Annotated in this window: 24 protein-coding genes; 9 read left to right on the top strand and 15 right to left on the bottom strand. The window is 65.6% G+C overall.

Features of this window, described 5'->3' with window-relative positions; all coding sequences use genetic code 11:
- Positions 1–162 precede the first annotated feature (162 nt).
- Positions 163–795, top strand: coding sequence for a sce7726 family protein (locus RSO68_RS11510; protein ID WP_315586682.1), 633 nt, complete (start codon positions 163–165; stop codon positions 793–795).
- Here the strand turns inward: RSO68_RS11510 and RSO68_RS11505 are convergent.
- From RSO68_RS11505 to RSO68_RS11470, 8 genes are all read right to left on the bottom strand, one after another.
- Positions 766–1839: a beta family protein gene (locus tag RSO68_RS11505; RefSeq protein ID WP_315586681.1), complete on the bottom strand. Its 1074-nt coding sequence runs from the start codon at positions 1837–1839 to the stop codon at positions 766–768. The two genes, RSO68_RS11510 and RSO68_RS11505, sit on opposite strands and share 30 nt — an antisense overlap.
- On the bottom strand, positions 1836–2378 hold the full coding sequence (locus tag RSO68_RS11500; protein WP_315586680.1) for an ImmA/IrrE family metallo-endopeptidase: 543 nt from the start codon (positions 2376–2378) through the stop codon (positions 1836–1838). Before RSO68_RS11500 ends, RSO68_RS11505 begins: the two co-directional genes overlap by 4 nt.
- The gene (locus tag RSO68_RS11495; RefSeq protein ID WP_315586679.1) at positions 2378–3010 is read right to left on the bottom strand and encodes a hypothetical protein; all 633 of its coding nucleotides are present in this window, start codon (positions 3008–3010) and stop codon (positions 2378–2380) included. The genes RSO68_RS11500 and RSO68_RS11495 overlap by 1 nt, the downstream gene beginning before the upstream one ends.
- A 365-nt stretch (positions 3011–3375) precedes the next feature.
- Positions 3376–4953 carry a glutamine-hydrolyzing GMP synthase gene (gene guaA, locus RSO68_RS11490; RefSeq protein WP_315586678.1) on the bottom strand — a complete coding sequence of 526 codons (1578 nt, stop codon included), beginning with the start codon at positions 4951–4953 and terminating at the stop codon, positions 3376–3378.
- Between the two features lie 82 nt (positions 4954–5035).
- Entirely contained in the window at positions 5036–6505 is a 1470-nt protein-coding gene (gene guaB, locus RSO68_RS11485) for an IMP dehydrogenase (RefSeq protein WP_089848575.1), read from the bottom strand.
- A 97-nt stretch (positions 6506–6602) separates the two neighbouring features.
- Entirely contained in the window at positions 6603–7661 is a 1059-nt protein-coding gene (locus tag RSO68_RS11480; RefSeq protein WP_315586677.1) for an ABC transporter substrate-binding protein, read from the bottom strand.
- The gene (locus RSO68_RS11475; RefSeq protein WP_315586676.1) at positions 7658–9115 is read right to left on the bottom strand and encodes a sensor histidine kinase; all 1458 of its coding nucleotides are present in this window, start codon (positions 9113–9115) and stop codon (positions 7658–7660) included. The genes RSO68_RS11480 and RSO68_RS11475 overlap by 4 nt, the downstream gene beginning before the upstream one ends.
- On the bottom strand, positions 9112–9780 hold the full coding sequence (locus RSO68_RS11470) for a response regulator (protein WP_315586675.1): 669 nt from the start codon (positions 9778–9780) through the stop codon (positions 9112–9114). Before RSO68_RS11470 ends, RSO68_RS11475 begins: the two co-directional genes overlap by 4 nt.
- Before the next feature lie 135 nt (positions 9781–9915).
- Between RSO68_RS11470 and RSO68_RS11465 the strand changes: the two genes are divergently transcribed.
- The 6 genes from RSO68_RS11465 to RSO68_RS11440 all read left to right on the top strand — a co-directional run bounded on the left by RSO68_RS11465 (position 9916) and on the right by RSO68_RS11440 (position 16305).
- On the top strand, positions 9916–10896 hold the full coding sequence (locus RSO68_RS11465; RefSeq protein WP_089848569.1) for a Bug family tripartite tricarboxylate transporter substrate binding protein: 981 nt from the start codon (positions 9916–9918) through the stop codon (positions 10894–10896).
- Positions 10893–11354 (top strand): tripartite tricarboxylate transporter TctB family protein, encoded by a 462-nt coding sequence (locus tag RSO68_RS11460; protein ID WP_315586674.1) that lies wholly within the window; start codon positions 10893–10895, stop codon positions 11352–11354. Before RSO68_RS11465 ends, RSO68_RS11460 begins: the two co-directional genes overlap by 4 nt.
- Positions 11355–11366: 12 nt before the next feature.
- Entirely contained in the window at positions 11367–12875 is a 1509-nt protein-coding gene (locus RSO68_RS11455; protein WP_315586673.1) for a tripartite tricarboxylate transporter permease, read from the top strand.
- Between the two features lie 56 nt (positions 12876–12931).
- Positions 12932–13999 carry an AbrB family transcriptional regulator gene (locus tag RSO68_RS11450; protein ID WP_315586672.1) on the top strand — a complete coding sequence of 356 codons (1068 nt, stop codon included), beginning with the start codon at positions 12932–12934 and terminating at the stop codon, positions 13997–13999.
- Positions 14000–14081: 82 nt separating this feature from the next.
- The gene (gene xseA / locus RSO68_RS11445; protein WP_315586671.1) at positions 14082–15491 is read left to right on the top strand and encodes an exodeoxyribonuclease VII large subunit; all 1410 of its coding nucleotides are present in this window, start codon (positions 14082–14084) and stop codon (positions 15489–15491) included.
- 160 nt (positions 15492–15651) lie between these two features.
- Positions 15652–16305 carry a peroxiredoxin gene (locus RSO68_RS11440; RefSeq protein WP_315586670.1) on the top strand — a complete coding sequence of 218 codons (654 nt, stop codon included), beginning with the start codon at positions 15652–15654 and terminating at the stop codon, positions 16303–16305.
- 133 nt (positions 16306–16438) lie between these two features.
- Here the strand turns inward: RSO68_RS11440 and glrR are convergent, their stop codons facing one another.
- From glrR to RSO68_RS11410, 6 genes are all read right to left on the bottom strand, one after another.
- Entirely contained in the window at positions 16439–17833 is a 1395-nt protein-coding gene (gene glrR, locus RSO68_RS11435; protein ID WP_315586669.1) for a two-component system response regulator GlrR, read from the bottom strand.
- A gap of 15 nt (positions 17834–17848) precedes the next feature.
- The gene (locus RSO68_RS11430) at positions 17849–18415 is read right to left on the bottom strand and encodes a hypothetical protein (RefSeq protein ID WP_315586668.1); all 567 of its coding nucleotides are present in this window, start codon (positions 18413–18415) and stop codon (positions 17849–17851) included.
- Positions 18412–19917 (bottom strand): sensor histidine kinase, encoded by a 1506-nt coding sequence (locus tag RSO68_RS11425; RefSeq protein ID WP_315586667.1) that lies wholly within the window; start codon positions 19915–19917, stop codon positions 18412–18414. The genes RSO68_RS11430 and RSO68_RS11425 overlap by 4 nt, the downstream gene beginning before the upstream one ends.
- Positions 19918–20751: 834 nt before the next feature.
- Positions 20752–22065, bottom strand: a complete 1314-nt coding sequence (argA, locus tag RSO68_RS11420) for an amino-acid N-acetyltransferase (RefSeq protein WP_089848551.1) — start codon at positions 22063–22065, stop codon at positions 20752–20754.
- Between the two features lie 116 nt (positions 22066–22181).
- Positions 22182–23447, bottom strand: a complete 1266-nt coding sequence (locus RSO68_RS11415) for an inorganic phosphate transporter (RefSeq protein ID WP_089848549.1) — start codon at positions 23445–23447, stop codon at positions 22182–22184.
- Positions 23448–23520: 73 nt separating this feature from the next.
- Positions 23521–24201 (bottom strand): TIGR00153 family protein, encoded by a 681-nt coding sequence (locus tag RSO68_RS11410; RefSeq protein ID WP_089848547.1) that lies wholly within the window; start codon positions 24199–24201, stop codon positions 23521–23523.
- A 106-nt stretch (positions 24202–24307) separates the two neighbouring features.
- Between RSO68_RS11410 and RSO68_RS11405 the strand changes: the two genes are divergently transcribed.
- Positions 24308–25225: a CYTH domain-containing protein gene (locus RSO68_RS11405; protein ID WP_315586666.1), complete on the top strand. Its 918-nt coding sequence runs from the start codon at positions 24308–24310 to the stop codon at positions 25223–25225.
- A 58-nt stretch (positions 25226–25283) separates the two neighbouring features.
- On the top strand, positions 25284–26201 hold the full coding sequence (locus RSO68_RS11400) for an ion transporter (protein WP_089848543.1): 918 nt from the start codon (positions 25284–25286) through the stop codon (positions 26199–26201).
- 30 nt (positions 26202–26231) lie between these two features.
- Here RSO68_RS11400 and RSO68_RS11395 read toward each other — a convergent pair whose 3' ends face one another.
- Positions 26232–26855, bottom strand: a complete 624-nt coding sequence (locus tag RSO68_RS11395) for an L-threonylcarbamoyladenylate synthase (RefSeq protein WP_315586665.1) — start codon at positions 26853–26855, stop codon at positions 26232–26234.
- Positions 26856–26879: the final 24 nt, after the last annotated feature.

Raw genomic sequence — 26879 nt, 5'->3', positions numbered from 1 at the left:
AGAGAAAACAACAAAATAAAGTCAAGCAAGGAACTTGAAATAACTGTAGCCCAGCATTCTCAATACCTGATACCATAGCGCTTACACCTCCCAAGCCATCGAACGAAAATTCATTTAATGAAAATATCATGAAGAATCCAGACAAAGACACAGAACATCGTTATGACAGAGCTTGAAATAAAAATAATACTAGTAAAACACATTATGGAAGAGCACCAAGAATATACATTAGGTGCTGAGGTGCCTTTTCAATTTGGAGAAAGAAGAGCCGACATAGCACTTTTAGAATCAGGCTATCTAAGCGCATTTGAGATAAAGGGCTCTAGCGATAACGTGAAACGACTCGGCTACCAAACTGAAAGCTACAAAAAATTTTTTGACTACTGCTTTATTGTTTGCGAAAAAGAAAACCTAAATGAGGTAAGAAAAAGCATACCTAGAGAATTCGGAATAATGCTGGCAGAGAACAAAAAGATCATAAAAGTGAGAAAGTCAAAGCACTTTAAAATGCATGATAAATTGTCACTAGCTAGCACACTCAGCGCCACCAAACTAAGGAAATTAAATAGCAACAACAAATCAAAATCCAAAAGCGAGCTTTGCGAAAACTTGGCCAAAGGAAAGAAAGTTGGCGAGATAAGAAATATCTCGCGAATGGATTTCGAGGAGAAATATGGGGTGGTTTCTAGAATCTTGAGGCAAGAAACCACTAGCACCATCAACGCCGATGATATTTATACCATCACAAAAACACCACCATCAACACTAATCAAAAAAACACTCACGCGATCTTAACATTAGCCTAGTTTCTATATAATAGTTCATGCGCACTGATATCCAAAAAGCAGGGCTGATACCAGAAGGTTTGGAAGACGCAGCACGGCTAATTTCTTCATCAGCCCATACGCCCAAGGGGGTATAATTTTCGCTATCGCTCAAAGTGTGTTTAGCACAACGGACATATCCACCACTATGCCGCCGATGCCTTTTATAGGTAAAGTGCATGCCATCCAAAGAAGCTATATCTATTCTGGGAACAAATGTACCACCCTTCATCTCTATCTGCTCAGTATTAATCGAAGCGTAGTCACCATACTTAACCGGAAAATCTCCTTTCAGCTTCTGGAAAATCTCCTCTTCATAGATTCTAAACGAACCATCCATGTCATCCCCCCCTTCATTAGCCGGACTAGAAGGGAAACTGGTGCACAACATAACTACGTCTTCTATTTTTTCCTCGAAAGCCTCTACGCCAGAGCAAGTGTATAAAAACGCATCAACAACACTTCTTACTGGCTCTTCTCTTACAAAACCGGCATCTATAACCACATACAATTTACAGCCATCAGCCATATTTTTGACAATGGGATTCAGGTAATACCCAATCTCTTCCCCACCAAGGTCATACGGCATACGTACTGCTAAAAAATCAGTTTGGAGAGATGCTGCTTGTACAAATTTCTCCACATCTGGCATCACGCCTTGATCATCCTCGTAAAGATGCACCATTGGGATAATGTTAAGGTCGTTATGGAGATCAAAAATAAAATATTGCCAATCCCTGAAACCATGTTGCTCAGATAGCAACTGTTCAATCTGTGGATTTATATACTTGCTATCCGTACACAAATCCAGAATAAACGGTCTATCTTCTTGTATTTCTCCAATCTGCTTCATACGCCGATAAATATCGCCATCAGGAGCTTTCTTTGTTTTACGCGACTTTGTCAGCTCATATATTGGTAACATCTTACCAAATGACTCGGCGTCAATATTACCAAAGCAACGCAGTTCAGCATCTCTAGTCTTTATCAAAGGAAAATAGAGGAAGTCACTCATAAATTATGCCCTTCGTAACCAAGATTCTTCGCTCTAATCCTGACTGCCATAGATGAAACCTGAAAATATTTCGCAACATCTTCTACTGTTGAAGACTCGTTTTCAATGAAATAATTAAAATATTTTTCTGGCATCAACAGTGCAGCGGCAAACTGGTTAGCCTCTGCTTCCATCCAGTTACTTTCACCATTTCTAAAGAATGTTTTGTCTTCAAAAGAATCGCTATTAGCCGCATGTCTTATTCGATGTGCAATTTCATGAGCTATAGTAAAACGCTGACGATGGGGATGATGCAGAGAGTTTACGGTCATAATCCAGTTGCCAGTTTTTCTTTCTTTCTTAAGGCTCCCTGAATCATCATCAGGCATTGGTTCGAAACGCACCGATATGCCAAGCTCGCTAGCTAACTCCGAAACACTTACAGGATTAGTTTCTAAGCCTTTTTTTTCAGCCAAAGCGATGAGGTCTTCAGGCGTCGTCAAGTCTTCAAACTCTGGTGGCTTTCGGCTTTTCCGTTCCGAACGTTTAATAAACGCCATCACTTAGCTCCTTTTGTCAGGCTAAAACTCTTACCCTCAGAGTCCCCATCATCAAGTTTGGCAACTTTTTCAGAAACCACTCTCAACTGCTGTTTCAGCTCTCCGTTTTCTTTTTCCAACCGTTCCAAGGCATCCAGAGCGCCATATATTTTTTCAGCCGAACTCTCAAAATCTTTTTGTGCTTCTTGAAAAGTACTCTCACTCAATGACGATAACTTCCTTGAGAGTAAAACATCAAAATAATCACTCGCTATATATTTCTTTGTTATGTCTTCAGCTTTTTCTTCTGACGTACTTTTTATATAAATAACTGATATTGCGGCTATCAAACCGTTAATTGCAATCAGAAATGTAATAATTGTCTGATACAATCCTGATTGAAAACCCCAAAGCTCTTGAATATTGCTATCTCTTTCACTGCCCATCAACTGGCTCAAAAAGCTATAAGTAGCAGGCCTGTCTATTTCTGATGCATATGATAGAGGAAAATACCCAGAAAAACTGAAGTCAGAAAATGGGTTAGGTCCAAAATAAACAAATAGCGAAAGCCAACCCAAGGTAATAACAAACGAAGAAATAGCACTAACTAAAATAGCCACTCTAGTTGTGCAGCATGATTTTTCTAATGCCATATCCCTTCCCTCAATCCCCGCGGCGATGTCAGAACCCTCTCACAACAGGCACACGACACTTATAAAAAAGCACAGCAACAAAATGCGTCATTACAGCTTTTAACTTTCCCCAACGCTTTGCTGCACCACCAACCTCAAACCGAGCAAACAATTTATAATTTATAAAAAATAAAAAAAACACCATGAAATAGATTAAAAAGATAGATAACAAGTCCTGAACCCTCTACCACTCGCTTTTAACCTTGCAGGATCCCCCTAAGATAGCGACAAAGAACACATTATAAAACCCTTAAGATAAAAAAACCCGCCAAACGGCGGGTTTTTTACTTACATAGCTGTAGGAAATCACTTACATCAAGCTAGCATCACTCCCACTCGATGGTCGCGGGCGGCTTGCTGCTCACGTCGTAGGTGACGCGGGAGACGCCGGTGATCTCGTTGATGATACGGTTGGAGACCTTCTCCAGCAGCTCGTAGGGCAGGTGCGCCCAGCGGGCGGTCATGAAGTCGATGGTCTCCACGGCGCGCAGAGCGATCACCCACTCGTAGCGGCGGCCGTCGCCGACCACGCCAACCGATTTGACCGGCAGGAAGACGGCGAAGGCCTGGCTGGTCTTGTGGTACCAGCCGGCGTTGTGCAGCTCCTCGATGAAGATGGCGTCGGCCTCGCGCAGGATGTCGGCGTACTCCTTCTTCACCTCGCCGAGGATGCGCACGCCCAGGCCCGGCCCAGGGAAGGGGTGGCGGTAGACCATATCGTAGGGCAGGCCGAGCTCGACGCCGAGCTTGCGCACCTCGTCCTTGAACAGCTCACGCAGCGGCTCGACGAGCTTGAGCTTCATGGTCTCGGGCAGGCCACCCACGTTGTGGTGCGACTTGATCACGTGCGCCTTGCCGGTCTTGGCGGCGGCGGACTCGATCACGTCCGGGTAGATGGTGCCCTGGGCCAGGAAGTCCACGCCTTCGATCTTGGCGGCCTCGGCATCGAACACGTCGATGAAGGTGTTGCCGATGATCTTGCGCTTGGCCTCGGGCTCGGCCTCGCCCTTGAGCTTGCCGAGGAACAGGTCTTCGGCGTCGACGCGGATCACCTTGACGCCCATGTGCTTGGCGAAGGTCTCCATCACCTGGTCGCCCTCGGCCTTGCGCAGCAGGCCGTTGTCGACGAACACGCAGGTCAGCTGGTCGCCGATGGCCTTGTGCAGCAGCGCGGCGACCACGGAGGAGTCGACGCCACCGGAGAGGCCGAGCAGCACGTGGCGGTTGCCCACCTGCTCGCGCACCCGGGCGATCTGGTCCTCGATGATCTGCGCCGGGGTCCAGTTGCGCTCGCTGCCGCAGATATCCAGCACGAAGTGCTCGAGGATGCGCTGGCCCTGCAGGGTGTGGGTCACCTCGGGGTGGAACTGCACGCCGAAGAAGCGCTTCTCTTCCCAGCTCATGGCGGCGATCGGGCAGCTCGGGGTGGAGGCGGTCACGGTGAACTCGGCGGGCACTTCGGCCACCTTGTCGCCGTGGCTCATCCACACGTCGAGCAGGCTGTTGCCGGTCTCGTGATCGATGTGATCCGAGATGTTCTTGAACAGCGCGGTCTCGGCGTCCAGGCGGATCTGGGCGTAGCCGAACTCACGCACGTTCGATCCGGCCACCTTACCGCCGAGCTGCTCGGCCATGGTCTGCATGCCGTAGCAGATGCCGAACACCGGCAGGCCCATCTCGAACACGCACTGTGGGGCGCGGGGCGAATCCAGCTCGGTGACCGACTCGGGGCCGCCGGCGAGGATGATGCCGTTGGGGGCGTACTCGCGAATCTCGGCTTCGGTGATATCGAAGGCGCGAACCTCGGAGTAGACGCCGATCTCGCGCACGCGGCGGGCAATCAGCTGGGTGTACTGGGAGCCGAAGTCGAGGATCAGGATCTTATGGGCGTGAATATCGGTCATGGAAGTGTCTCGGTGTGGCGGCAGGCCGGATCCAAAAGCGAGCGGCGGGGTTGCCCCCGCCGCGGTAGTTCAGAGGTCGGGATCACCCGGCCCGGTAGTTCGGGGCTTCCTTGGTGATCTGCACGTCGTGCACGTGGGACTCGTTGAAGCCGGCCCCGGTGATCTGCACGAACTGCGGCTTGGTGCGCATCTCCTGGATGTCGCGGCAGCCGGTGTAGCCCATGGAGGCGCGCAGGCCGCCCATCAGCTGGTGGACGATGGCGCTCATCATGCCCTTGTAGGGCACGCGGCCTTCGATGCCTTCGGGCACCAGCTTCTCGGCGCCCTCACTCTTGTCCTGAAAGTAGCGGTCGGCGCTGCCCTGGGTCTGGGACATGGCACCCATGGAACCCATGCCGCGGTAGGCCTTGTAGGTGCGGCCCTGGAAGAGCTCGATCTCGCCCGGGGATTCCTCGGTACCGGCCAAGAGGCCACCGGCCATCACGCAGCTGGCACCCGCCGCCACGGCCTTGGCGAGGTCGCCGGAGAAGCGCACGCCGCCGTCGGCGATCAGCGGGATGTCGAAGGGCTCAAGGGCCGCGGCGACGTTGGAGACGGCGGTGATCTGCGGAAGGCCGACGCCCGCCACCACGCGGGTGGTGCAGATGGAACCGGGGCCGATGCCGACCTTGACGGCATCGGCGCCCGCCTCGGCCAGCGCCTGGGCGGCCTCGGCGGTGGCGATGTTGCCGCCGATCACCTGGATCTGCGGGAAGTTCTCCTTCACCCAGCGCACGCGCTCGATCACGCCCTTGGAGTGGCCGTGGGCGGTGTCGACCACCACCACGTCGACCCCGGCCTCGGCCAGGGCGGCCACGCGGTCCGGTGTCTCGGGGCCGGTGCCCACCGCGGCGCCGACCAGCAGGCGGCCGTCGGCATCCTTGGCGGCGAGGGGGAAGGTGCGGGCCTTCTCGATATCCTGGAAGGTCACCAGGCCGCGCAGGCGGTTCTCGTCATCCACCACCAGCATCTTCTCGATGCGGTGCTCCTGCATCTTGCCCTTGATGATGTCGAGCGTGGTGCCCACCTGCACGGTCACGAGCTTCTCGCCGGGGGTCATGATATCGGCGACGCTGTCGCCGTGGTTGGGCTGGAAACGCATGTCGCGTTGCGTCACCAGGCCGACCAGGGTCTCTCCCTCCACCACCGGGAAGCCGGAGAAGCCGTGCTCCTCGGCCATCGCCAGCAGGTCATCCAGCTTGGCCTTGGGGCTGACGGTGACCGGGTCCTTCACGATCACGCTCTCGTGCTTCTTGACCTTGCGCACCTCGGCGGCCTGCTGCGCCATGGTCATGCTCTTGTGGATGATGCCGATGCCCCCTTCCTGGGCCATGGCGATGGCCAGGCGCGCCTCGGTGACGGTATCCATGGCGGCGGAGACCAGCGGGATGTTCAGGTACAGATCCCGAGTCAGGCGGGTCCGGAGGCTGACCTCGTTGGGCAGCACCTCGGAATACCCGGGAACGAGTAATACGTCATCGAACGTAAGCGCTTCTTGGGCCATACGTAGCATATGCGAAAACACCCATGGGCTGGTGGGAGGAGGGAGGGAAGTTAATCCCCCATTATAGCGGCCAGCCCCCGGGTCCGGCAATCCGCGAAGTGCCTGCTTACTTCGTGACGTCGCGGCGGAATTCGCGGCGCCAGCGCTCCAGGAAGGCGGCGCGGCGCTGGGGATCGACGAAGGCCAGCAGCGAGGCGTTGAGGGGGATCGGGAAGAGCCGCTCGCCCACCTGGTCGCGCAGTCGCGCCGCCGTGTAGGGCCCGACGATGTCCGGGCGCACGCTGAACAAAGGCGTCTGGCCGGCCAGCACCCGCTGGCCCTCGCGGCCGAGCAGGAAGTCGACGAAGGCCTCGGCGGCCGCCGGATGCGGCGCGTCGCGATGGATGAAGGCCATGCGCATCATCACCAGCGAGTAGTCCCTGGGCACCTGCACGATCACCTCGGGATGCTCCTGGGCCCAGACCATGGCGTAGGAACCGAGCAGGTTGTAACCGAGCCAATAGCGCCCGTCGCTGAGCCCCTCGAGCATCGCCCGGGTGCTGCCCTCGAGCCGGGCATCCACCCGCCCCATGCCGGCCACCAGGTCCCAGAAACGCGGCGTGTAGCGGGCATCCTGCTGGTAGAGGGTGTAGCCCACGCCACTCTTCAAGGGTGAGTAAGTGGTCACCCTGCCGTCGAGCACCTCCTGCTCGGTGGTCAGCAGGGTGTGCAGATCGGCGTGGGTCTGGGGCGGCATCATGTGGCGCGAGAGGTCGAGCCGGTAGGCCATGACAATGGGCTCGAAGGTGAAGCCGAACACCTCATCGCGCCACTTGGCCCAGGCCGGCCAGCGCCGCGCCGCCGGCGAGTCGAGCCGCCGCGCATGGCCCTGGTTGACGCGCGCCATCTGCCAGGGCATCGCCGAGCTGATCACCACGTCCGGCGCCGGGTCGGCCTCGGCGACCAGCGCATCAACCTCCAGGGTCGAGCGGTCGCGAAAATCCAGGGCGATCTCGGGATGGGCGGCGCGAAAGGCGTCGAGCAGCGGCGCGACCACCTCACGGTCGAGGGCCGCCTCGACCACCAGCGGCGTCGCTGCCGCGCGCGCCTGGCCGGCAGCGACGCCGGCGCCTGCCAGCAGCAGCGCCAGCAGACTGAGGGAGAGGCTGACTCGCCGGGGCATCATGGGGCCTCCTCGGGATCACACAGCGGAAGATGAAGCCTGACCACCAGGCCGTGGGGCTCGCGGGCCGCCAGCACCAGCCGCCCGCCGAGGCGGTGGGCGATGGAGTCGACGATCGACAGCCCCAGCCCGGAGCCGTCGGTGTCCTGGCGCCCACCCCGCTCGAAGGGCTGCAGCAGCCGCTCGCGGGCCTCCTCGGCCACCCCGGGGCCGTCGTCCTCGACGAAGAGCGCCACCTCGTCCACCCGTTCGCGATCCGGGTCACCCCCCTCGAGCCCCTTGAGCACTTCAAGACCCCCGAGTCTTTCGAGACCGAGAGTGATCACGCTGCCCGGCGGCGTGTAGCGCAGGGCGTTGTCGATCAGGTTGCCGAGCAGCTCGCGGATTGCCCAGCCCTCGGCGCGCACCCACACCGGCCCGGCGGGCAGCTCGGCGAGGCCCAGGTCGTGATCGCGCGCCGCCTCGCGTCCGGCCCAGTCGAGCACGGTCTCGCGCAGCACGGCGGCAAGGTCCAGCGGCGCGACCTCATCGGCCTCGCCGAGGTGGCGCAGGCGGGCCAGGCTCAACAGCTGGCCGGCGAGCCGGCTGGTGCGCCCGGCGCCCTCGTGCACCGCGGCAAGTGCCGCCTGCCAGTCGGCCGGGTCTTCGCTCGCCAGTGCCAGCTCGCTCACGCTCTGCAGCCCGGCCAGCGGCGTCTTGAGCTGGTGGCTGGCGTCGGCGGTGAAGCGCAGCAGCGCCTCGCGGCTCTGGCGCTGGCGGGCGAAGAGGTGATCGAGGGTCTGGGCCAGCTCGCGCATCTCCTCGGGCACCCGGGCGTCGAGAGGTCGCATGTCGTCGGCGTCGCGGCGGCGCAGCACGCGGCGCAGCCGGCGCATCGGCCCCAACGCCACCCGCAGGGCCAGGGCCATCAGCACTCCGGCCAGCAGCACCATGGCCACGAAGCGCGTCAGGGTGCGCTCGAACAGCTCATCGGCCAGCGCCATGCGCCCGGCCCGGGTATGGCCCACCCAGACCTGCACCGGCTCCTGGGAGACCCAGCCCGCCGAATCGACCTCGCGGCCGTAGAGGCGCCAGGCCTCGCCGTCCAGGCGCGCGGTCAGCGCCAGGGGCTCGGCGGCCGCCCGTTCGCGCCAGCCAGGTTCGATGGCGAAGGGCAGGTTGGCGGAGACGGCCTCGCCGTCGGCGTCGAGCACGGCGTAGAAGACGCGCTCCTGGTGGCGGGTGGCGAGTATCTGCAGGGCCGCCGCGGGCACCTCGATCAGCGGCTCGCCCTGCTGCCACTGCACGGCCTCGGCGATGGTCAGGGCGGCGGCCTCGAGCTGGCTGTCATAGGCGCGCTCGGCGGCGCGCTGACTGCTCACCCAGGCCTCGATCATCAAAAGCGCGCCGAGGCCGGTGACGGTGACCAGCAGCCACACCGCCAGGCGACGCTTGAGCGAGCCCGTGACCTCGATCACTCGGCGGCGTCCTCCAGCCGATAGCCGAGCCCGCGGAAGGTGCGGATCTGAAGCCCGGAGCCGGCGAGCCGCTTGCGCAGCCGGCTAACATAGACCTCCAGGGCGTTGGAGCCCACCTCGTCGAAGCCGAACAGCCGCCGCTCCAGCGCCTCCCGCGGGGCGATGCTGCCGGCATGCAGCAGCAGCCCCTCGAGCAGCAGAAGCTCGCGGCGCGGCAGCGCAAGCGGCGCCTCGTCGAGGGTCGCCGCGCCGGTGGCCGGATCGAAGCAGAGGCCCCCGAAGCGCAGGCGGTTGTCGCTGCGCTGCTGGCTGCGGCGCAGCAGGGCGCGCACCCGGGCCTCCAGCTCGGCGATCGAGAAGGGCTTGGCGAGGTAGTCGTCGGCGCCCAGATCGAGGCCGCTGACCCGGTCGTCGATGCCGTCGCGGGCGGTGAGGATCAGCACCGGGGTGGTGTCGCCGCGGTCGCGCAGCGCGGCGAGCAGCGCGAGGCCGTCGCCGTCGGGCAGGCCGAGGTCGAGCAGGATCAGGTCGAAGCGGTCGTGGCGCAGGGCGGCCCGCGCCTCGGCGTGGGTGGAAAACACCTCGACGGTATTGCCCAGGGGCGCCAGCGCCCGCTCCAGGGAGCGGGCGATCAGCGCATCGTCCTCGATGACCAGCAGGCGCATACGACCAATGTCTCAGGCGGTGAAGGGGAAGGTGACAGGTTGGTGACAGGTGGCGGCCCTAGCATCGCCCTGGCCATCACGCGAGGCGCAAAGCGGCCTCGCTCACGTCGCATAACAAGAGAACAGGAGTTCGCCATGAAGATCAACACGGCCATCCGCCACGCCTCCGGCCTCGCCCTGCTGGGCGGCGCCCTGCTCGCCGGCTCCGCCCAGGCCGCCGGCGATGCCGAGTGCATCGCCCCCGCCAAGCCCGGCGGCGGCTACGACCTGACCTGCCGCCTGGCCGCCAACGGCCTGCTCGAGACCGGTCGCATCGATTCGCCGATGCTGGTGACCTACATGCCCGGCGGCATCGGCGCCGTGGCCTACAACCACGTCAACGGGGTGCGCACCGACGACGAGAACCTGATCGTCGCCGCCAGCACCGGCGCCGCGGTCAACCTGGCGCTGGGCAAGTTCGGCCAGTACGACGCCGACGAGGTGCGCTGGCTGGGCGCCCTGGGCGTCGACTACGGCGCCATCGTGGTCGGTGCCGACGCGCCCTGGCAGTCGCTGGACGAGCTGATGGCCGATCTCCAGGAGGCCCCGGGCGAGATCGCCTTCGGCGCCGGCGGCACCGTGGGCAGCCAGGACTGGATGAAGGCCGCGCTGACCGCCAAGGCCGGCGACGTCGATCCGCGCGACCTGCGCTACGTGGCCTTCGAGGGCGGCGGCGAGGCGCTGGCCGCGCTGCTCGGCGATCACATCCAGGTCTTCACCGGCGATCTCTCCGAGCTCCAGTCGCAGCTCGAGAGCGGCAAGGTGCGCGTGCTGGCCGCGCTCTCCGAGGAGCGCATGGGGGGCCCCTACGCCGAGATCCCCACCGCCGCCGAGCAGGGCTACGACGTGCAGTGGCCGATCTGGCGCGGCTACTACATGGGCCCGGAGGTCAGCGACGAGGCCTACCAGGCGTGGGTCGAGCGGCTGCAGGCCCTGGCCGAGGACCCGGCTTTCGCTGAGATCCGCGAGGCGCGTGGCCTCTTCCCGATGTCGCGCTTCGGTGACGACTTCGACGGCTACGTGCAGGAGCAGGTCGCCGGCTTCCAGTCACTGGCCGAGGAAGTGGGTCTGAAATGAGCCAAGTCACCAAGCCGGTCGCCGACCGGCTGTTGGGACTCGTGCTGATCGGCCTGGCGGCGTTCGTCGCCGTCCAGGCCATCAACCTCGAAGTCCCGTTCAGCTACGAGCCCGTGGGTCCACGGGCGTTTCCGCTGGGTCTTTCGATCCTGCTCGCCGGCCTCTCGCTTCCGCTCGTCTTCAAGCCCGGCGCCGACGGCGAGTGGCCGCACAAGGCGCTGGCCATACGCCTGCTGCTGGTGCTGGGCCTGCTGCTGGCCTACGCCATGCTGTTCACCGGCCTGGGGTTCATTCCCACCTCGCTGCTGGTGGTGGCCGCCCTGGCCCGGCTCTTCGGCGCCAGCAACGGCAAGGCGCTGATCACCGGCGTGCTGCTCTCCGCGGGCAGCTATGTGCTGTTCACCGAGGGCCTGGGCATCGCCCTGCCCACCGGCACCTGGCTTGCCGCGTTCATCTAGAGGACTGCCACCATGTTCGACTTCCTGATCGAGGGCTTCGGCGTCGCCCTGACGCCGCTCAACCTGGGGCTGGCCTTCCTCGGCGCGCTGCTCGGCACCCTGTTCGGGGCTCTGCCGGGCATCGGGCCGATCAACGGCATCGCCATCCTGATGCCACTGGCCTACACCCTGGGCCTGCCGGCCGAGTCGGCGCTGATCCTGCTGGCCGGCATCTACACCGGCGCCGAGTATGGCGGGCGGATGTCGAGCATCCTGCTCAACGTGCCGGGCGATGCCGGCGCGGTGATGACCACGCTCGACGGCCATCCGCTGGCCAAGAAGGGCCTGGCCGGCCCGGCGCTCGGCCTCTCGGCGGTGAGCTCCTTCGTCGGCGCGACCATCGCCATCATCGGCCTGACGCTGTTCGCGCCGCTGCTCGCCGAGATCGCGGTGATGTTCGGCCCCGCCGAGTTCTTCGCGCTGATGGTGTTCGCCTTCTCGTCGATGTCGGTGATGATGGGCAAGGACCCGATCAAGACCGCCATCGGCGCGGTGCTTGGCGTGCTGATCGCCACCGTGGGCGTCGATTCCGGCACCGGGGTGCTGCGCTACACCTTCGGCATGCCCGAGCTCTATGACGGCATCGACTTCGTGGTGATGATCATCGGCCTGTTCGCGATCAGCGAGATCCTGCTGATGCTCGAGCACGCTCACCGCCAGGACGGCGACGGCGAGCTGCCGCCGCTGGGCCGGGTCTTCGTCAGCCTGAAGGAAGTGCTCTACTGCAAGGGCGCCATGTGGCGTTCGGGGCTGCTCGGCTTCATCATCGGCGTGCTGCCCGGTACCGGGGCCTCGGTGGCCGGCGCGGTCTCCTACACCACCGAGAAGCGCCTCTCCGACAAGGAAGGCACCTTCGGCAAGGGCGACATGCGCGGCCTGGCGGCGCCCGAGGCGGCCAACAACGCCTCGGCGGCGGGCTCCTTCGTGCCGATGCTGACGCTGGGCATCCCCGGATCCGGCACCACCGCGGTGCTGCTCGGCGCGCTGATGCTCTACAACATCACCCCCGGGCCGATGATGTTCACCGAGCGGCCCGAGGTCGCCGGCGGCCTGATCGCCTCGCTCTACATCGGCAACATCGTGCTGCTGGCGCTCAACCTGCCGCTGGCCGGGGTGTTCGCCAGGGTGCTGACCATCCCGCGCTGGGTGCTGGTGCCGGCCATCGCCATCCTGGCCTTCGTCGGCGTCTACCAGCTGCACTCGGATCTGACCGCCATCTACCTGATGCTGCTGATCGGCGTGTTCGGCTACCTGCTGCGCAAGCTCGGCTTCTCGCTGGCCCCGGTGATCCTGGGCTACGTGCTGGGCGGGCTGATGGAGCAGAACCTGCGCCGCGCGCTGTCGATCAGCGGCGGCGATACGGGCATCCTGTGGCAGTCCGGCATCTCGCTGGGGCTGTGGATCGCCGCCGCCGCGCTGCTGGTGCTGCCCTGGCTGGTGCCGAAGCTGCTCGCCGCACGCGCTCGCCGCCACGCCGGCTAACACTGCCTCGGGCCCGCTCACGCGGGCCCGAGACGTTTCGACCGGAGACCTCCGACGTGCCTCTTGCCTTGCCCTCTGCCCTTCCCGCCCTGCTGCGCTTCCTGCCCACCCTGGCACTCGGCCTCGCCGGCGGGGCGGCGGCCTTCACCGTTGATCTGCCGCTGCCCTGGCTGCTCGGCGCCATGCTCGCCACCACCCTGGCGAGCCTTTCCGGCGCGCGGCTGCGCTCGCCGGGACGCGGTCGTCAGGGCGTGCTGGTGGTGATCGGGGTGATGCTGGGCGCGGCCTTCACCCCGGAGCTGTCCGGCGACCTGGGGCTGTGGGGCCTGAGCCTGGCGGCGATGCTCGGGGCCACGGCGGTGATGATGCTCTTCTCGGTGTGGTTCTCGCGGCGCATCGCCGGCCACTCGCTGGATACCGCCCTCTACGCCGGGGTCCCCGGCGGGGTCTCAGCGGTCACCGGCATGGCGCTCTCCTCCGATGCCGACCTGCGGGTGGTCGGCATGACCCACGCGGTGCGCATCCTGGTGCTGCTGGTCGCCATTCCGCCGGTGCTCGACGGCATCGGTCACGTCAGCCTGAGCGCCGCCACCCCGGACCCGGGCCGGTGGCTGTGGTTGCCCGGCCCGGTAGATGCCGCCTGGCTGGCCGGAGCCGGGGTGCTGGGCGCCTGGCTCGGTAGGCGACTGCGCCTGCCCAACGCCCTGCTGTTCGGCCCGGCGCTGATCTCGTCGGCGCTGCACCTGACGGGGCTGACCCACGCGGCCCTGCCGCCGACGCTGATCGCCCTGGCCCAGGCGATCATCGGCGTCTCGGTGGGCGTGCGCTTCACGGGAACCGCGCTTTCCACACTGGGCCATACCCTGGCGATGGCCGCGCTGCAGGCGCTGGGCCTGCTGGCGATCGCCATCCTCGCCGCCTGGGCCATCCACGCGGCGACGGGGGTGTCGCTTCCCGCGGCGCTGCTCGCCTACATGCCGGGCGGGGCGCCGGAGCTGAGCCTGGTGGCGCTGTCGCTGGGCATCGACCCGGCCTTCGTGACCGCCCACCACCTGCTGCGCATCACGGTGCTGATCCTGCTGATGCCGGTGCTGCTGGGCGCCTGCCGGCGCCTGAGCGCCTAGCGTTGCAAACCCACCAGTCGGCCTGCAGACGACGCCGCCATCCATGCTAGGCTGGGCGGCGTTCCCGCCGGAGACTTGCCCCATGCCGCCCCCCCTCAGCGACACGCCCCAAGACCCTGCCAGCGATAGCGAGGCGCTCTCCGTCAGCGAACTCAATCGGCGCGCCCGGCGTGCGCTCGAGCAGGACGTCGGCGAGGTGTGGGTGGAGGGCGAGCTCTCCGGCGTGTCGCGGCCCAGCTCGGGGCACGTCTACTTCACCCTCAAGGACGACAAGGCCCAGCTGCGCTGCGCGCTGTTTCGCACCCGCGCGCGCTTCGTCGCCGCGCCGATGCGCGACGGCGACCGCGTCAAGGTGCGCGGCCAGGTGTCGCTCTTCGAGCCCCGCGGCGACTATCAGCTGATCGTGGAGGCGGTGCGCGCGGCGGGCGAAGGCGAGTTGCTGGCCGCCTATGAGCGCCTCAAGGCGCGTCTCGCCGCCGAGGGCGTGTTCGCCAACGCGCGTCCCCTGCCCTTCCCGCCGCGCCACCTGCTGGTGCTCACCTCGCCCACCGGCGCGGCGATCCGTGACGTGCTGGCGGTGCTGGCGGCGCGCTGGCCGCTTTCGCAGGTGACGCTGATTCCGGTGCCGGTACAGGGTCGCGAGGCGGCGCCGGCGATGATCGGGGCGCTGGGGCTGCTCAATCGCCAGTCGGCCCTGGACCCCGAGCGCGATGCCATCCTGATCACCCGCGGCGGCGGCAGCCTCGAGGACCTGTGGGCGTTCAACGACGAACACCTGGCCCGGGCGATCTTCCACTCCCGGCTGCCGGTGATGGCCGCGGTGGGCCACGAGGTGGACACCACGCTCGCCGACTTCGCCGCCGATGCGCGCGCCCCCACGCCCTCGGCCGCGGCCGAGCAGCTGGTGCCCGACCGCCGCGAACGGCTCCACCGCCTCGAGCGACTGGCCGAGCGGCTGACCCGCGCCCAGCGTGCCCGCCTCGACACCGATGCCCAGCGCCTGGATCACCTGCGCGCGCGGCTGCGCCACCCCGGCGAGGTGCTGGCGGCGCGTCGCCGGCAGCTGGATCAGCTGGAGGCGCGGCTGCGCCGGGCCATGCGGGCACGGCTCGACCAGGAGCGGCGCCGCGGGCACCACCTGCATCAGCGCCTGGCCCTGCGCTCGCCGGACCGGCTGACGGAACAGGCTGGGCAGCGGCTCGAGCGCGCCACCCAGCGCCTGCATCAGGCGATGCCGAGGGCGCTTTCCCGCCATCGCGACCGGCTGGGCGGGCTCGCCCGCGAACTGCAGGCGGTGAGCCCGCTGGCGGTGCTGGGGCGCGGCTATGCGATCCTCGAGGACGAGCGGGGCCAGGTGGTGCGCCGGGCGGCGGACACCGCCCCGGGCCAGGCGCTGGAGGCGCGTCTGGGCGAAGGGCGGCTCGCGCTCACAGTGACCGGTGTCGGGAGCGATGGCGCAGAGTCCCATGGAGGAAAGCCATCGAGCCTATAAAAAATGGAATATGGTTATTCCGATAAAAGATATATAGCCTGAATCCGTCACCCCCTTGACGACGGGAGGCCGATGCCTATATCTCAAGGGACCAGACCCCTTCCCGAGCCCGACCGCCGGTCACTCGGGGACATATCCCCAAACCACAGGGAGCAACACCATGTCACTGCGCATCAATGACGTCGTACCGGACTTCGAGGCCGAGACCAGCCAGGGCTCGATCCGCTTCCATGAGTGGATCGGCGACAGCTGGGCGATCCTGTTCTCCCACCCGAAGGACTTCACCCCGGTCTGCACCACCGAGTTCGGCGCCGTCGCCAAGCTCAACGCCGAGTGGCAGAAGCGCGGCACCAAGGTGATCGGCGTCTCCGTGGACGGCGTGGAAGACCACAAGAAGTGGATCAACGATATCTCGAGCTTCGCCAGCTGCGAGGTCGGCTTCCCGATCATCGCCGACGAGGGCCTCAAGGTCGCCAAGCTGTTCGACATGCTGCCGGCCGAGGCCTACCTGCCGGACGGCCGCACCCCGGCCGACAGCGCCACCGTGCGCTCGGTGTTCATCATCGGCCCGGACAAGCAGCTCAAGCTGACCATGACCTACCCGATGAACGTGGGCCGCAACTTCGCCGAGGTGCTGCGCGCCCTGGACGCCCTGCAGACCGCCAACGGCAAGGGCGTGGCCACTCCGGCCGACTGGACCGTCGGTGAGGATGTGATCATCCCGCCGACGGTCTCCAACGAGGATGCCACGGCGAAGTTCGGCGAGTACGAGACCATCTTCCCCTACCTGCGCCGCACCAAGCTGCCCAAGTAAGCCGGGCGGTGTCTCCACGCACGACCACGACCCCCTGCCTCGGCAGGGGGTCTTGCGTTGTGGGGAACGTGACAAGGAAGCCCTCTCGCTGCGCGATCGGCAAAGGCCGACCGTCGCCGCGAGCAAAGGGTCGCTAGTGGTGCTCGGCCTGGCGCGCGGCGGGCTTGAAGGCGCCGGGCTCGAGCTCGTGGCGGGCCAGCAGCTTGTAGAAGTCGGTGCGGTTGCGCCCGGCAATGCGCGCCGCCTGGGTGACGTTGCCCTCGGTGATCTTGAGCACCTTGACCAGGTAGCTGCGCTCGAAGCCGGCCCGGGCATCGTTGAAGGTGGGCATGGCGTTCTCCTCGGCGACCAGCGCCTGGGCCACCAGCCCCTCGGGGATCATCGGCGAGGTGGTCAGGGCCACGCACTGCTCCACCACGTTGACCAGCTGGCGCACGTTGCCGGGCCAGGCCGAGGTGGCCAGCAGGTTGAGCGCCTCCGGCGAGAAGCCCTTGACGAAGGGCTTGTGCCGCGCGGCGGCCTGGGCGACCAGGTGCTTGGCCAGCAGCGGCACATCCTCGGCGCGCTCCTTGAGCGGCGGCAGGCGCAGGTTGACCACGTTGAGCCGGTAGTACAGATCCTCGCGGAACTCGCCCTCGTGCATGGCGCGATCCAGGTCGCGGTGGGTCGCCGAGATGATCCGCACGTCGATGGGCACCGAGGTGGTCGAGCCGAGCGGGCGGATCTGGCGCTCCTGCAGGGCGCGCAGCAGCTTCACCTGCAGGGTCATCGGCATGTCGCCGATCTCGTCGAGGAACAGGGTGCCGCCGTCGGCCGCCTGGAAGAGGCCTTGGTGCTCGCTCACCGCCCCGGTGAAGGCGCCCCGGGCGTGGCCGAACAGCTCGCTCTCCAGCAGCTGCTCGGGCAGCGCCCCGCAGTTGATCGCTACGAAGGGCTTGTCGGCCCGCGAGCTCGCCTTGTGGATGGCGCCGGCGAGCAGCTCCTTGCCCGACCCCGAGGCGCCGGTGACCAGCACGCTGACGTCCGAAGCGGCGACCATGCGCGCCTGCTCGAGGATGCGCTCCATCTCGGGGCTGCGGGTGATGATGGCCTCGCGCCAGCGATCGTCGCCCTCGGTGGCGGGGGTGGAGGTCTGGGCCAGGGCGTCGCCGATGGCCGAGAACAGCTCGTCGCGATCGACCGGCTTGGTCAGGAAGCCGAACACCCCCTGGCGGGTGGCACTCACCGCATCGGGAATCGAGCCGTGGGCGGTGAGAATGATCACCGGCAGCCCCGGCAGCCGGCGCTGGATCTCCTGGAACAGCGCCAGGCCGTCCATTTCGTCCATGCGCAGGTCGGAGAGCACCAGATCCGGGCGGGCGACCTCCAGCCGCTTGAGGGCCTCGCGTCCGCTCTCGGCGGTGGTAACGCGATAGCCACGGCTCTCGAGCCGCATGCCCAGCAGTTTCAGCAGGCTGACGTCGTCGTCGACCAGCAGGATATGCGCGCCATGATCGCCGGCGTGGGCCAGGCGTCCGGTCTGCTTCATGTCGTCTCTCCGGGGTTATTCACTCTGCTGTCGCAGGTTGATGTTCTGTTCGATGGCGGTGAGCTGCTCGAGCTTCTCGGCCATGGCCTCAAGCTCCTCGGTGAGCGCTGCGTTCTCCTCCGCGGCAGCATCAAGGGCGCGGCGCCGCTCGGCCAGCTGGCCGGCCAGGCGCCGGCGCCCTTCCAGCTCGTTGAGCCAGTAGCGCAGCAGCGGCTGCAGCTCGGCCGGGGCGCTCGCCAGGTCGGCCTTGTAGAGCTCCGAGGCACGGTCCCACTGCTGCTCACTGCCCCAGGAGAGCAGCACGGCGCGCGACAGGCGGCGCTGCTTGGCCTCGCCCGCGAGGCTCGCCAGGGTAGCTTCACGCCAGGCCCGGTCGCCGCGCTGAGAGGCCAGACCGAAGGCCACCCACTCGGGCATCAGGCACTCGTCGTCGTCGAAGTCCGGAAGCGCGTCCGTGCAGGAGAGCGTGCCCTGGGCGGTATTCGGCATCGACACGCCGCTGGAATGGATCGGCGTGGGCAGGTACTGACATCCGGCAAGCCACAGTGTGGTCAGGCACGTGAGCCAGGGGCGTAGGGTCATGACAGATCCTTCCTTGCGTCGTCACCCACCAGGGCGGGTCTCGGGGTCTCGTCGCCCCGCTCGGGCAGCGGGGTCGGCCAGGGCAGGGTGAGCCGGAAGCACACCGCCAGCCGCGGGTCGTCCACCAGCTCCAGGCGGCCCTGCTGAAGCCGGGCGCAGTCGGCGGCCACCGAGAGGCCGATGCCGGAGCCCTTGAGCGGCCCCTTGCGGCGCACGCGCCCCTGGTAGAAGGCATCGAAGAGCCGCTCGCGATCCTCCTCGGCGATCGGCTCGCCGCTGTTGGCCACCTCGATCACCAGGCGATCCGGCAGCGCGCGGGCGCGGATCTCGAGTTCGCCGCCATCCTCACCGTAGGCCACGGCGTTGGAGATGAGGTTATCGAGCACCCGCGAGGTGGCGGTACCGTCGAGCGCCCAGTTAAGCGGGCCGTGGAAGGCCGTGACTCGCATCTCCTTGTTGTCGAGCGCCAGGCGATGCTTGGCCAGCACTTCCCTGACCACGGTGGCGACGTCCAGCCGGGCGATGTCGAGCTGACGGCTGTGCTTGAGCAGGTTGTAGTCGAGCAGCTGCTCGATCAGCTGCTGCAGCTCACGCCCGCTGGTATCGATCAGGTCGAGGACCTCGCGCTGGCGCGGCGTGACCTCGCCGGCCACGCCGTCGGCGAGCAGCGACGAGCCCTCGCGCACGCTGGCCAGCGGCGTCTTGAGTTCGTGGGACATGTGGCGCAGGAACTGCTGCTTCTGGGCTTCGAGGTCGTCGAGCCGCGAGGCCAGCCAGTCCAGGCGCTCGCCCAGAGTGACCAGCTCCGCCGGCCCCTTGAGGGGGCGCTGGTGGCGCTCGGTGTCGCCGCCCAGGCTGCCGATGCCGAGGATGCGCCGCTCGAGCTGGCGGATCGGCTGGATGATCAGCCGCGTGAACAGCAGCATCAGCACCAGGCTCGCCGAGACCAGCGCCGCGGTCTGCCACCACAGGCGGATCTGCACGTCCTCGGCGCGGGCGCTGATGGCGTCGATACGCTCGTCGATGCGCCGATTGGTGGCCTGGCGCATCGCCTCGGTGTGCGCGGCGAAGGGCAGGAAGTCGCCAAGCCGCGCCTTGAAGGCCTCGAGCGGCAGGTCGGGCAGCTCGGCGAGGCCGTCCAGCGCCTCCTCCAGCGCCGCCACGTGGGGATCATTCGGCAGCAACCGGCGCTGCTGGGCCAGCAGCTGCCGGAACTCCGCGAGGCGCTCGTCGAAGATCTCCAGCAGTCCCTGCTGTTCGACCACCGCATACTGGCGGGCGCCGCGCTCCATCTCCAGCGCCAGCGCCCCCAGCGAGCGGGCACGCCGGGTCTCCTCCACCGCCTGGCGGGCACTCACATCGGCCAGGCGCGAGAGCTCCGAGAGCGCCTGACCGGCCTGGATCATCAGCACCGCCAGCGGCAGCATCACCACTAGAAAGGCCAGCAGCACCAGCTGTAGCAGCGAGCGCGGGCGCCAGCGGCGCGTAATGGCTGTGGTCATGGACAGCGTTCTTTGCAGGAGGGTAAAGGGAACCACCATCGTCCATCCCTAAGGATACCAGAGATCGGCCGAGCGCCTCGCGATCGTTCGGCCTCACCCGCAGGCGAAAAAAAAGGGCCGGCATGGCCGGCCCAATACGCAGGGAACTGAAGGGTCTGGAAATGCCACCGGTCGACGACCTGGTTCGTCCACCGTTGACCTCACCAGGGGCCAGGGGCCCTCGAAGCCATGCGAACGCCATCGGCCACCAGGGGCTAGTCGTTCTCATGCGGGCGACCGATTGGCCACCCCGCCTCGTGACTGGCGGCAGCGCCGCAAGGGCGATACCGCACGATTCGATCCCTCCTGACGGGTCGTGACCCGCGGGGGAGAGGCATCCTTGCCAGGGCATCCTTGACCTCTCGATGCCGATCCTTGCCTTTCGGCGGCACCGTCTCATCGCAACCTAAAGTCACACATCGCTTGGAGCAGACACTGGTCGCGTTCGGGGGACCGGACGCACAGGGTAGTGATGACGCGGCGCCCCCTCGGCAACCGGAAAACGGATCGAGCCGTATGAACCGTTTTCCTTGCTCACCCAACTCAATGCCATGAGCGTGCCAAAACTCCAATCTTACTATAAAAATCAATGACTTATATAGACAAGGAAGCGCGACGGGCGGGCGTGGAAGGCCCTCGCGGGGAGAAGCGGGGTCGAAAACGGGATTTTTCGTCGCTAAACGGCGACACCTTTCGGACGACACACCAAAAAAACTCTTTTTATCAAAAAGTTATGGCGTTCCCCGGCGGAGACGCCGCGCCGCGGGCGACGCCTCGCGGCGACAGTCCGGCCGCTCAGGCGAGGGTCTTGATCAGGATCTTGGACTTGCGGGCGTGGCTGTAGGTGTCGCGGCGCAGGGTGGGAAGCGCCTCGATGTCGGCCAGGCGAAAGTCGTGCTCGAAGAACCAGTGGGTGGTATGAGTAGTGAGGGCGAACAGCGACGAGAGCCCGAGGCGATGGGCCCGGCGCTCGATCTCGGCGAGCAGTCGCTCGCCGCGCGCGCCGCCCCGATAGTCGTCGTGCACCGCCACGCAGGCCAGCTCGCCCATCTCGGCCTCGCCGAAGGCGTGCAGGGCGGCGCAGCCGATGATCATGCCGTCGCGATCGATCACCAGGTAGTCGTCGATCTCGTATTCCAGCCGCTCGCGGGAGCGCGGCACCAGCATCCCCCGCGACTCCAGGGGCTCGAGCAGCTCCAGCAGCCCGCCGATGTCGCCGAGTTCCGCCGGGCGCAGCTGCTCGTAGCGATGCTCGGTGATCATGGTGCCCACGCCGTCGCGGGTGAACAGCTCACCGAGCAGCGCGTCGTGATCATGCCAGGAGAGCAGGTGGGTGCGGGCGACCCCGTGACGCGCCGCCGCGCAGGCCGCGCCCAGATGGCGGGCCAGCTCGCTGGCGGGATCGGCCTGGGTGAGCAGCGGCGCAGCCTCGGCCGGGGTCAGCTGGCGCTGCAGCCGACCGCTGGCGTCGACCAGACCGCTGGCCTCGCCGAGCAGGATCAGCTTGTCGGCGGAAAGCGAGGTGGCGGCATGATGCGCCACCTCGGCGGCGTCCAGATCGAAGACCTCGCCGGTGCTGGAGAAGCCCAGCGGCGGCAGCACTACCAGGGCGCCGCGCTCGAGCAGGCCCTCGACCGCCTGGTCGCGTACCCGGCGCACCTCGCCGCTGCGGTCGAAGTCGACGCCGTCACGCACGCCCAGCGGCTTGGCCATCACCAGGTTGCCGGAGACCACGGTCATCTCGATCCCGTGCAGCGGCGTGTTGGGCAGGCCCGGCGAGAGCCGCGCCTCCAGCCACAGCCGCTGCTCGGCGGCGATGCGCTCGACCTGGGCCATGATCGCCTCATCGGCCACCCAGCGTCCCCGATGTCGAGTCGGCACGATGCCGGCCTCATCCAGCGCCTGCTGTACCTGGGGACGAATGCCGAACACCACCACCAGGCGCACGCCCAGGGTATGCAGCAGCGCCAGGTCCTGGATCAGCTGCTCGCCTCGACCGCTCGCCATGGCCTCCCCCTCGATCAGGATGACGAAGGTTCGTCCCCGATGGGCGTTGATGTAGGGCGAGGAGTTGCGAAACCAGTCGACGAAGGGGAAACGAGTATCCAAGGCCGCACTCCGGCAGCAGGTGAACGAGGGTAGGTAGAACGTCACTATATCAGAGCGACGAAAACGGCGGCACCACCGAGGTGATGCCGCCGTCTGGGCGTCCAGGCGAGAGCGTACTAGCCGAAGATGCCTTTCAAGGTGAAGAAGAACAGGATGGCCAGGCCCGCGCCTGCCGGCAGGGTGATCAGCCACGACATGGCGATGGTGCCGATGACCCGCAGGTTGAGCGCCGCCATGCCGCGGGCCAGGCCCACGCCGAGCACCGCCCCGACCAGGGTATGGGTGGTGGAGATCGGCAGGCCGGTGCCCGAGGCCAGCACCACGGTGGTGGCGGCCGCGAGGGTAGCGGCGAAGCCGCGGCTCGGGGTCAGCTCGGTGATGCCGGTGCCCACGGTGGCGATGACCTTGTGGCCGTAGGTGACCAGGCCGACGACGATGCCACCGCCGCCCAGCACCAGCACCCACCAGGGCACCAGGGCGGCGCCCTCGACCTCGCCGCCGGTCTGCACCACGCTGATCACCGCCGCCAGCGGCCCCACGGCGTTGGCCACGTCGTTGGAGCCGTGGGCGAAGGCCATGGCGCAGGCGGTGAAGATCATCAGCACGCCGAAGACCCGTTCTACCCCGGAGAAGCCGAACTGATCGGTCTGGCGACTGGAGGCCTTGACGCGACGCTCCATGGCCACACCGAGCGCCGCGAATGCCAGGCCGGCGAGGATAGCCAGCAGCAGGCTGGCGCCGAAGCTCAGATCCAGGCCGACGTGCTTGAGGCCCTTGGTGAGGGTCACCATGGTCACCGCGAAGCCGACCAGGAAGATGTACATCGGCACGTAGCGCTTGGCCGCGGCGAAGGGATCCGGGGCCTCGAAGATCAGATGCTGGACCGACTTGAAGAGCGTGAAGGCGATGGTGCCGGCCAGCAGCGGCGAGACCACCCAGCTGGCGGCGATGGTGCCCACCGCGCCCCAGTCCACGGCGGCGGCGCCGAGGCCCGCCACCGCGAAGCCGACGATGGCGCCGACGATGGAGTGGGTGGTGGAGACCGGCCAGCCCTTCATCGAGGCGACCAGCAGCCAGGTCGCGGCCGCCAGCAGCGCCGCCAGCATACCGTAGACCAGCAGCTGGGGATCTTCCTTGAGCAGCTCCGGGTCGATGATGCCCTTGCGGATGGTGTTGGTGACCTCGCCGCCGGCCAACCAGGCGCCGAGGAACTCGAAGATCACGGCGATGATGATCGCCTGCTTGATGGTGATGGCCTTGGAGCCCACCGAGGTGCCCATGGCGTTGGCCACGTCGTTGGCGCCGACGCCCCAGGCCATGAAGAAGCCGAAGAGACAGGCGAGGATGATGAAGACCTCGCCGTGCTGAGCAATGATCGACATAGGGAGTGTTCCCTTGTTGCGGTCAGAAGAAGAGCGAAACAACGAGGCCCCGGGGTCGCCGGGGCCGCTGTGTTCAGTTGGCCGTCATGATCTGCAGTCGGCTGCCGACGCGCTCGGCGCGGTCGGAGAGCTCGCCCACCCAATCGATGATCTTGTAGAGGAACATCACGTCCACCGGCGGCAGGCGATCCTCGAGCTCGAACAGCTGGCGACGGATCGCCACCTGCTGGCTGTCGGCCTGCTGCTCGAGCACGTGCAGCCCGCGGATCAGCTTCTGCATCACGTCGGAGACGTTACGCCCGAAGCCGGACTCGAGCAGGTCCTTGAGCTCCTCGAGGGCGTGGCGCGCCTGGGCCACGCAGGCCACCGAGGTACGCATGTAGTCGCGCATCGGCTGGGCCAGCTCCTGGGGCATCTGCATGCGACGACCGAGCATGATGCCGGTGATATCGCGGACCTTGTTGGCAATCTTGTCCTGGACGCTGATCAGGTCGAGCAGGTCGGAGCGCGATACCGGTAGGAACATGGTATTGGGAAGGTTGAGACGCAGCTCAGTCTTGAGCTCATCGGCCTCATGCTCGAGGCGGGTGATGGTCTCCCGATGCTGCTCTGCGGTGTCCCAGTCGCCCACCAGGGACGCCTCGAAGAAGGGCAGCAGCTCGTCAGCACACGCGTTGGCCTTGACGATGTGGGCCAGCAGCGGATGGAATGGCGAGCGGCCGAACATCGCGGAGAAGGGATTGGATGTCACCATAGGGCATCTATGAACCTGGAAAAATGGCGGCGTCAGTATAGTGACTGACACCCTCAGCGTCATGAAAAAATCACCCAATATTCATCCAATCGAGGTAGCTCTGCCGATGGCCAACGAGATCGAACTCAAACTCGCCCTGGGCGCTCTGGACACCGAGGACGCCGGGGGGGCCGAGGCCCTGAGGCGACATCCCCGCCTGGCCGGGGTGACACCGGCGCTTACCCAGCTGGGCAACACTTACTTCGATACCCCCGAAGGCGACCTGGAGGCCGCGCGCATGGCGCTGCGCCTGCGCCGCGCGGACGGGCGGCTGCTGCAGACGCTGAAGACCCGCGGCCAGGGCGGCGGCGGGCTCTCGACCCGCGGCGAGTGGGAGTGGGAGGTGCCCGGTCCCGGCCTCGATCTAGAGGGGCTTGCGGCGCTGCCGCCCATGACCGAACGCGAGGCGGGCCTGCTCGAGCGCCTGGCACCGCGCTTCGCCACCGACTTCGAACGCGAGACCTGGTGGCTCGAGCATGAGGGCGCGACCATCGAGCTCGCCCTGGATATCGGCGAGATCCGCGCGGGCGAGCGGGCCGTGGCGATCCGCGAGCTGGAGCTCGAGCTCAAGGCGGGCGAGCCGGAGGCGCTCTGGTCGCTGGCCGAGGCCCTGACCGACCGGGTGGCGCTGCGTCCCTCGGACACCAGCAAGGCGGCCCGGGGCGGCGCCCTGCTCGACGGCGCGCGCTCGCTGCCCGAGGCCTGCGACGCCGGCGGCTGGCTGCACCGCGCCACCGCAGCGCTGGATGCCCTGGCGGATACCGGCGACGACGCCTGGCGCCTAGAGGCGCGCCGGGCCTTCCAACGGCTGGCGGAACTGGGCGATGATGCTAAAGGAGACAACGGCACAGGCGAGGCCTCAGGGCGCGACCAGGCCCGGGCGCTCGCCGAGGCGCTGGACGCCGAGCGCTGGCTGACCCCGGCCTTCGGCCGGCACATGCTGCGCCTGGCCCGCCGGCTGCCCGGAGACGCCGAGCTGAGCTGAGCTGAGCTGAGCTGACCCAGCTCGACAGGCCCGGCCCGCCACCACAAGGACGACGCTCGTGAACCACCTCCCCAAGCCCGCGGGCGAAGGCCTGCGCACCCGGGTCTTCCAGATCATCTTCGAGTCCGACACCCCGGCGGCCAAGGCCTTCGACATCGCCCTGATCGTGGCGATTCTCGCCAGCGTGCTGGTGGTGATGCTGGAGAGCGTCGCGGCCTTTCGCGACGGCCACGCGGCGCTCTTCTACTGGATCGAGTGGGGCTTCACGATCGCCTTCACCCTCGAGCTCGCGGTGCGCCTCTACTGCCTCGAGCGTCCGCTGCAGTACCTCAAGAGCTTCTACGGCATCATCGACCTGGTGGCGATCCTGCCGACCTGGCTGGCGCTGGTGCTGCCGGGCGCCCAGTCGCTGGTGGTGGTGCGCCTGCTGCGCACCCTGCGCATCTTCCGCGTGCTTCGCCTGATGGAGTTCGTCGGCGAGGGGCGGCTTTTGATCGACGCCCTGAAGCGCAGCAGCCACCAGATCTTTCTGTTCCTGTTCACCGTCTTCATGCTGGTGACCATCTTCGCCTCGCTCGTCTACCTGATCGAGCCCGAGGAGGCCGGCTTCACCAGTATCCCCAAGGCGATCTACTGGGCCGTGGTCACCCTGACCACGGTGGGCTACGGCGACATCGTGCCGGTGACCCCGCTGGGCCAGGCGATCTCGGTGATGGTGATGCTGATCGGCTACTCGATCATCGCCGTGCCCACCGGGGTCTTCTCCGCCGAGGTGATCCGCTCGATCCGCGCCGACCGCTACTCCGACGAGGCCTGCCCGGGCTGCGGCCATGACCGCCACGAGCGGCGCGCTCGGTACTGCCTGCGCTGCGGCACCTGGCTGGACGAGGACTCCCCCGACCCGCGCCTGGCCGATCAGGCCCAGGAAGGCTCAGACGAGGATGACGACAGGGACGAGACGCCGCCGGCCCGCTGAGCCGGCGGTGCGGGGGATCGATCCGGAGGATCAGGCCTGGAAGGGACGGACGTCGCCGCGACCCTCGCGCAGGATGGTCGGCGGCAGGTCGCGCAGGTCGATCACGCTGGTGGGCTCGAGGTGGCAGGCGCCGCCGTCGATGATCAGGTCGAGATCATTGCCGAAGCGCTCGCGGATCTCCTCGGCGTCGGTCATCGGCAGCTCCTCGCCCACCGGAATCAGGGTCACGCTCATCAGCGGCTCGCCCAGGGCGCCGAGCAGGGCCCGGGTGATCTGGTGGTCCGGCACCCGCACGCCGATGGAGCGGCGCTTGGGGTGCAGCAGCAGCCTTGGGACCTCGGTGGTGGCATCGAGGATGAAGGTGTAGGCGCCAGGCGTGTGGGCCTTCAGCAGCCGAAAGACCGTGTTGTCCACCTTGGCGTAGGTGCCGATCTCCGAGAGATCCGAGCAGATCAGGGTGAAGTTGTGCTTGTCGTCGAGCGAGCGCAGCCACTTGATCTTCTCGATGGCCTTCTTGTCGCCCAGGTGACAGCCCAGGGCGTAGCCGGAATCGGTCGGATAGGCGACCACCCCGCCGCCGCGAATGATCTGGATCGCCTGGTCGATCAGGCGCTTCTGGGGATTGTCCGGGTGGATCTGGAAGAACTGGCTCATGCGAGCTCCCTGTTGGGTGGCCGG

The organism is Halomonas saccharevitans, assembly GCF_032333995.1.
Classification (GTDB): Bacteria; Pseudomonadota; Gammaproteobacteria; order Pseudomonadales; family Halomonadaceae; genus Halomonas; species Halomonas saccharevitans.
Note: the sequence above shows the minus strand (reverse complement) of the source record. Positions and strands in the feature narration are given on the sequence as shown.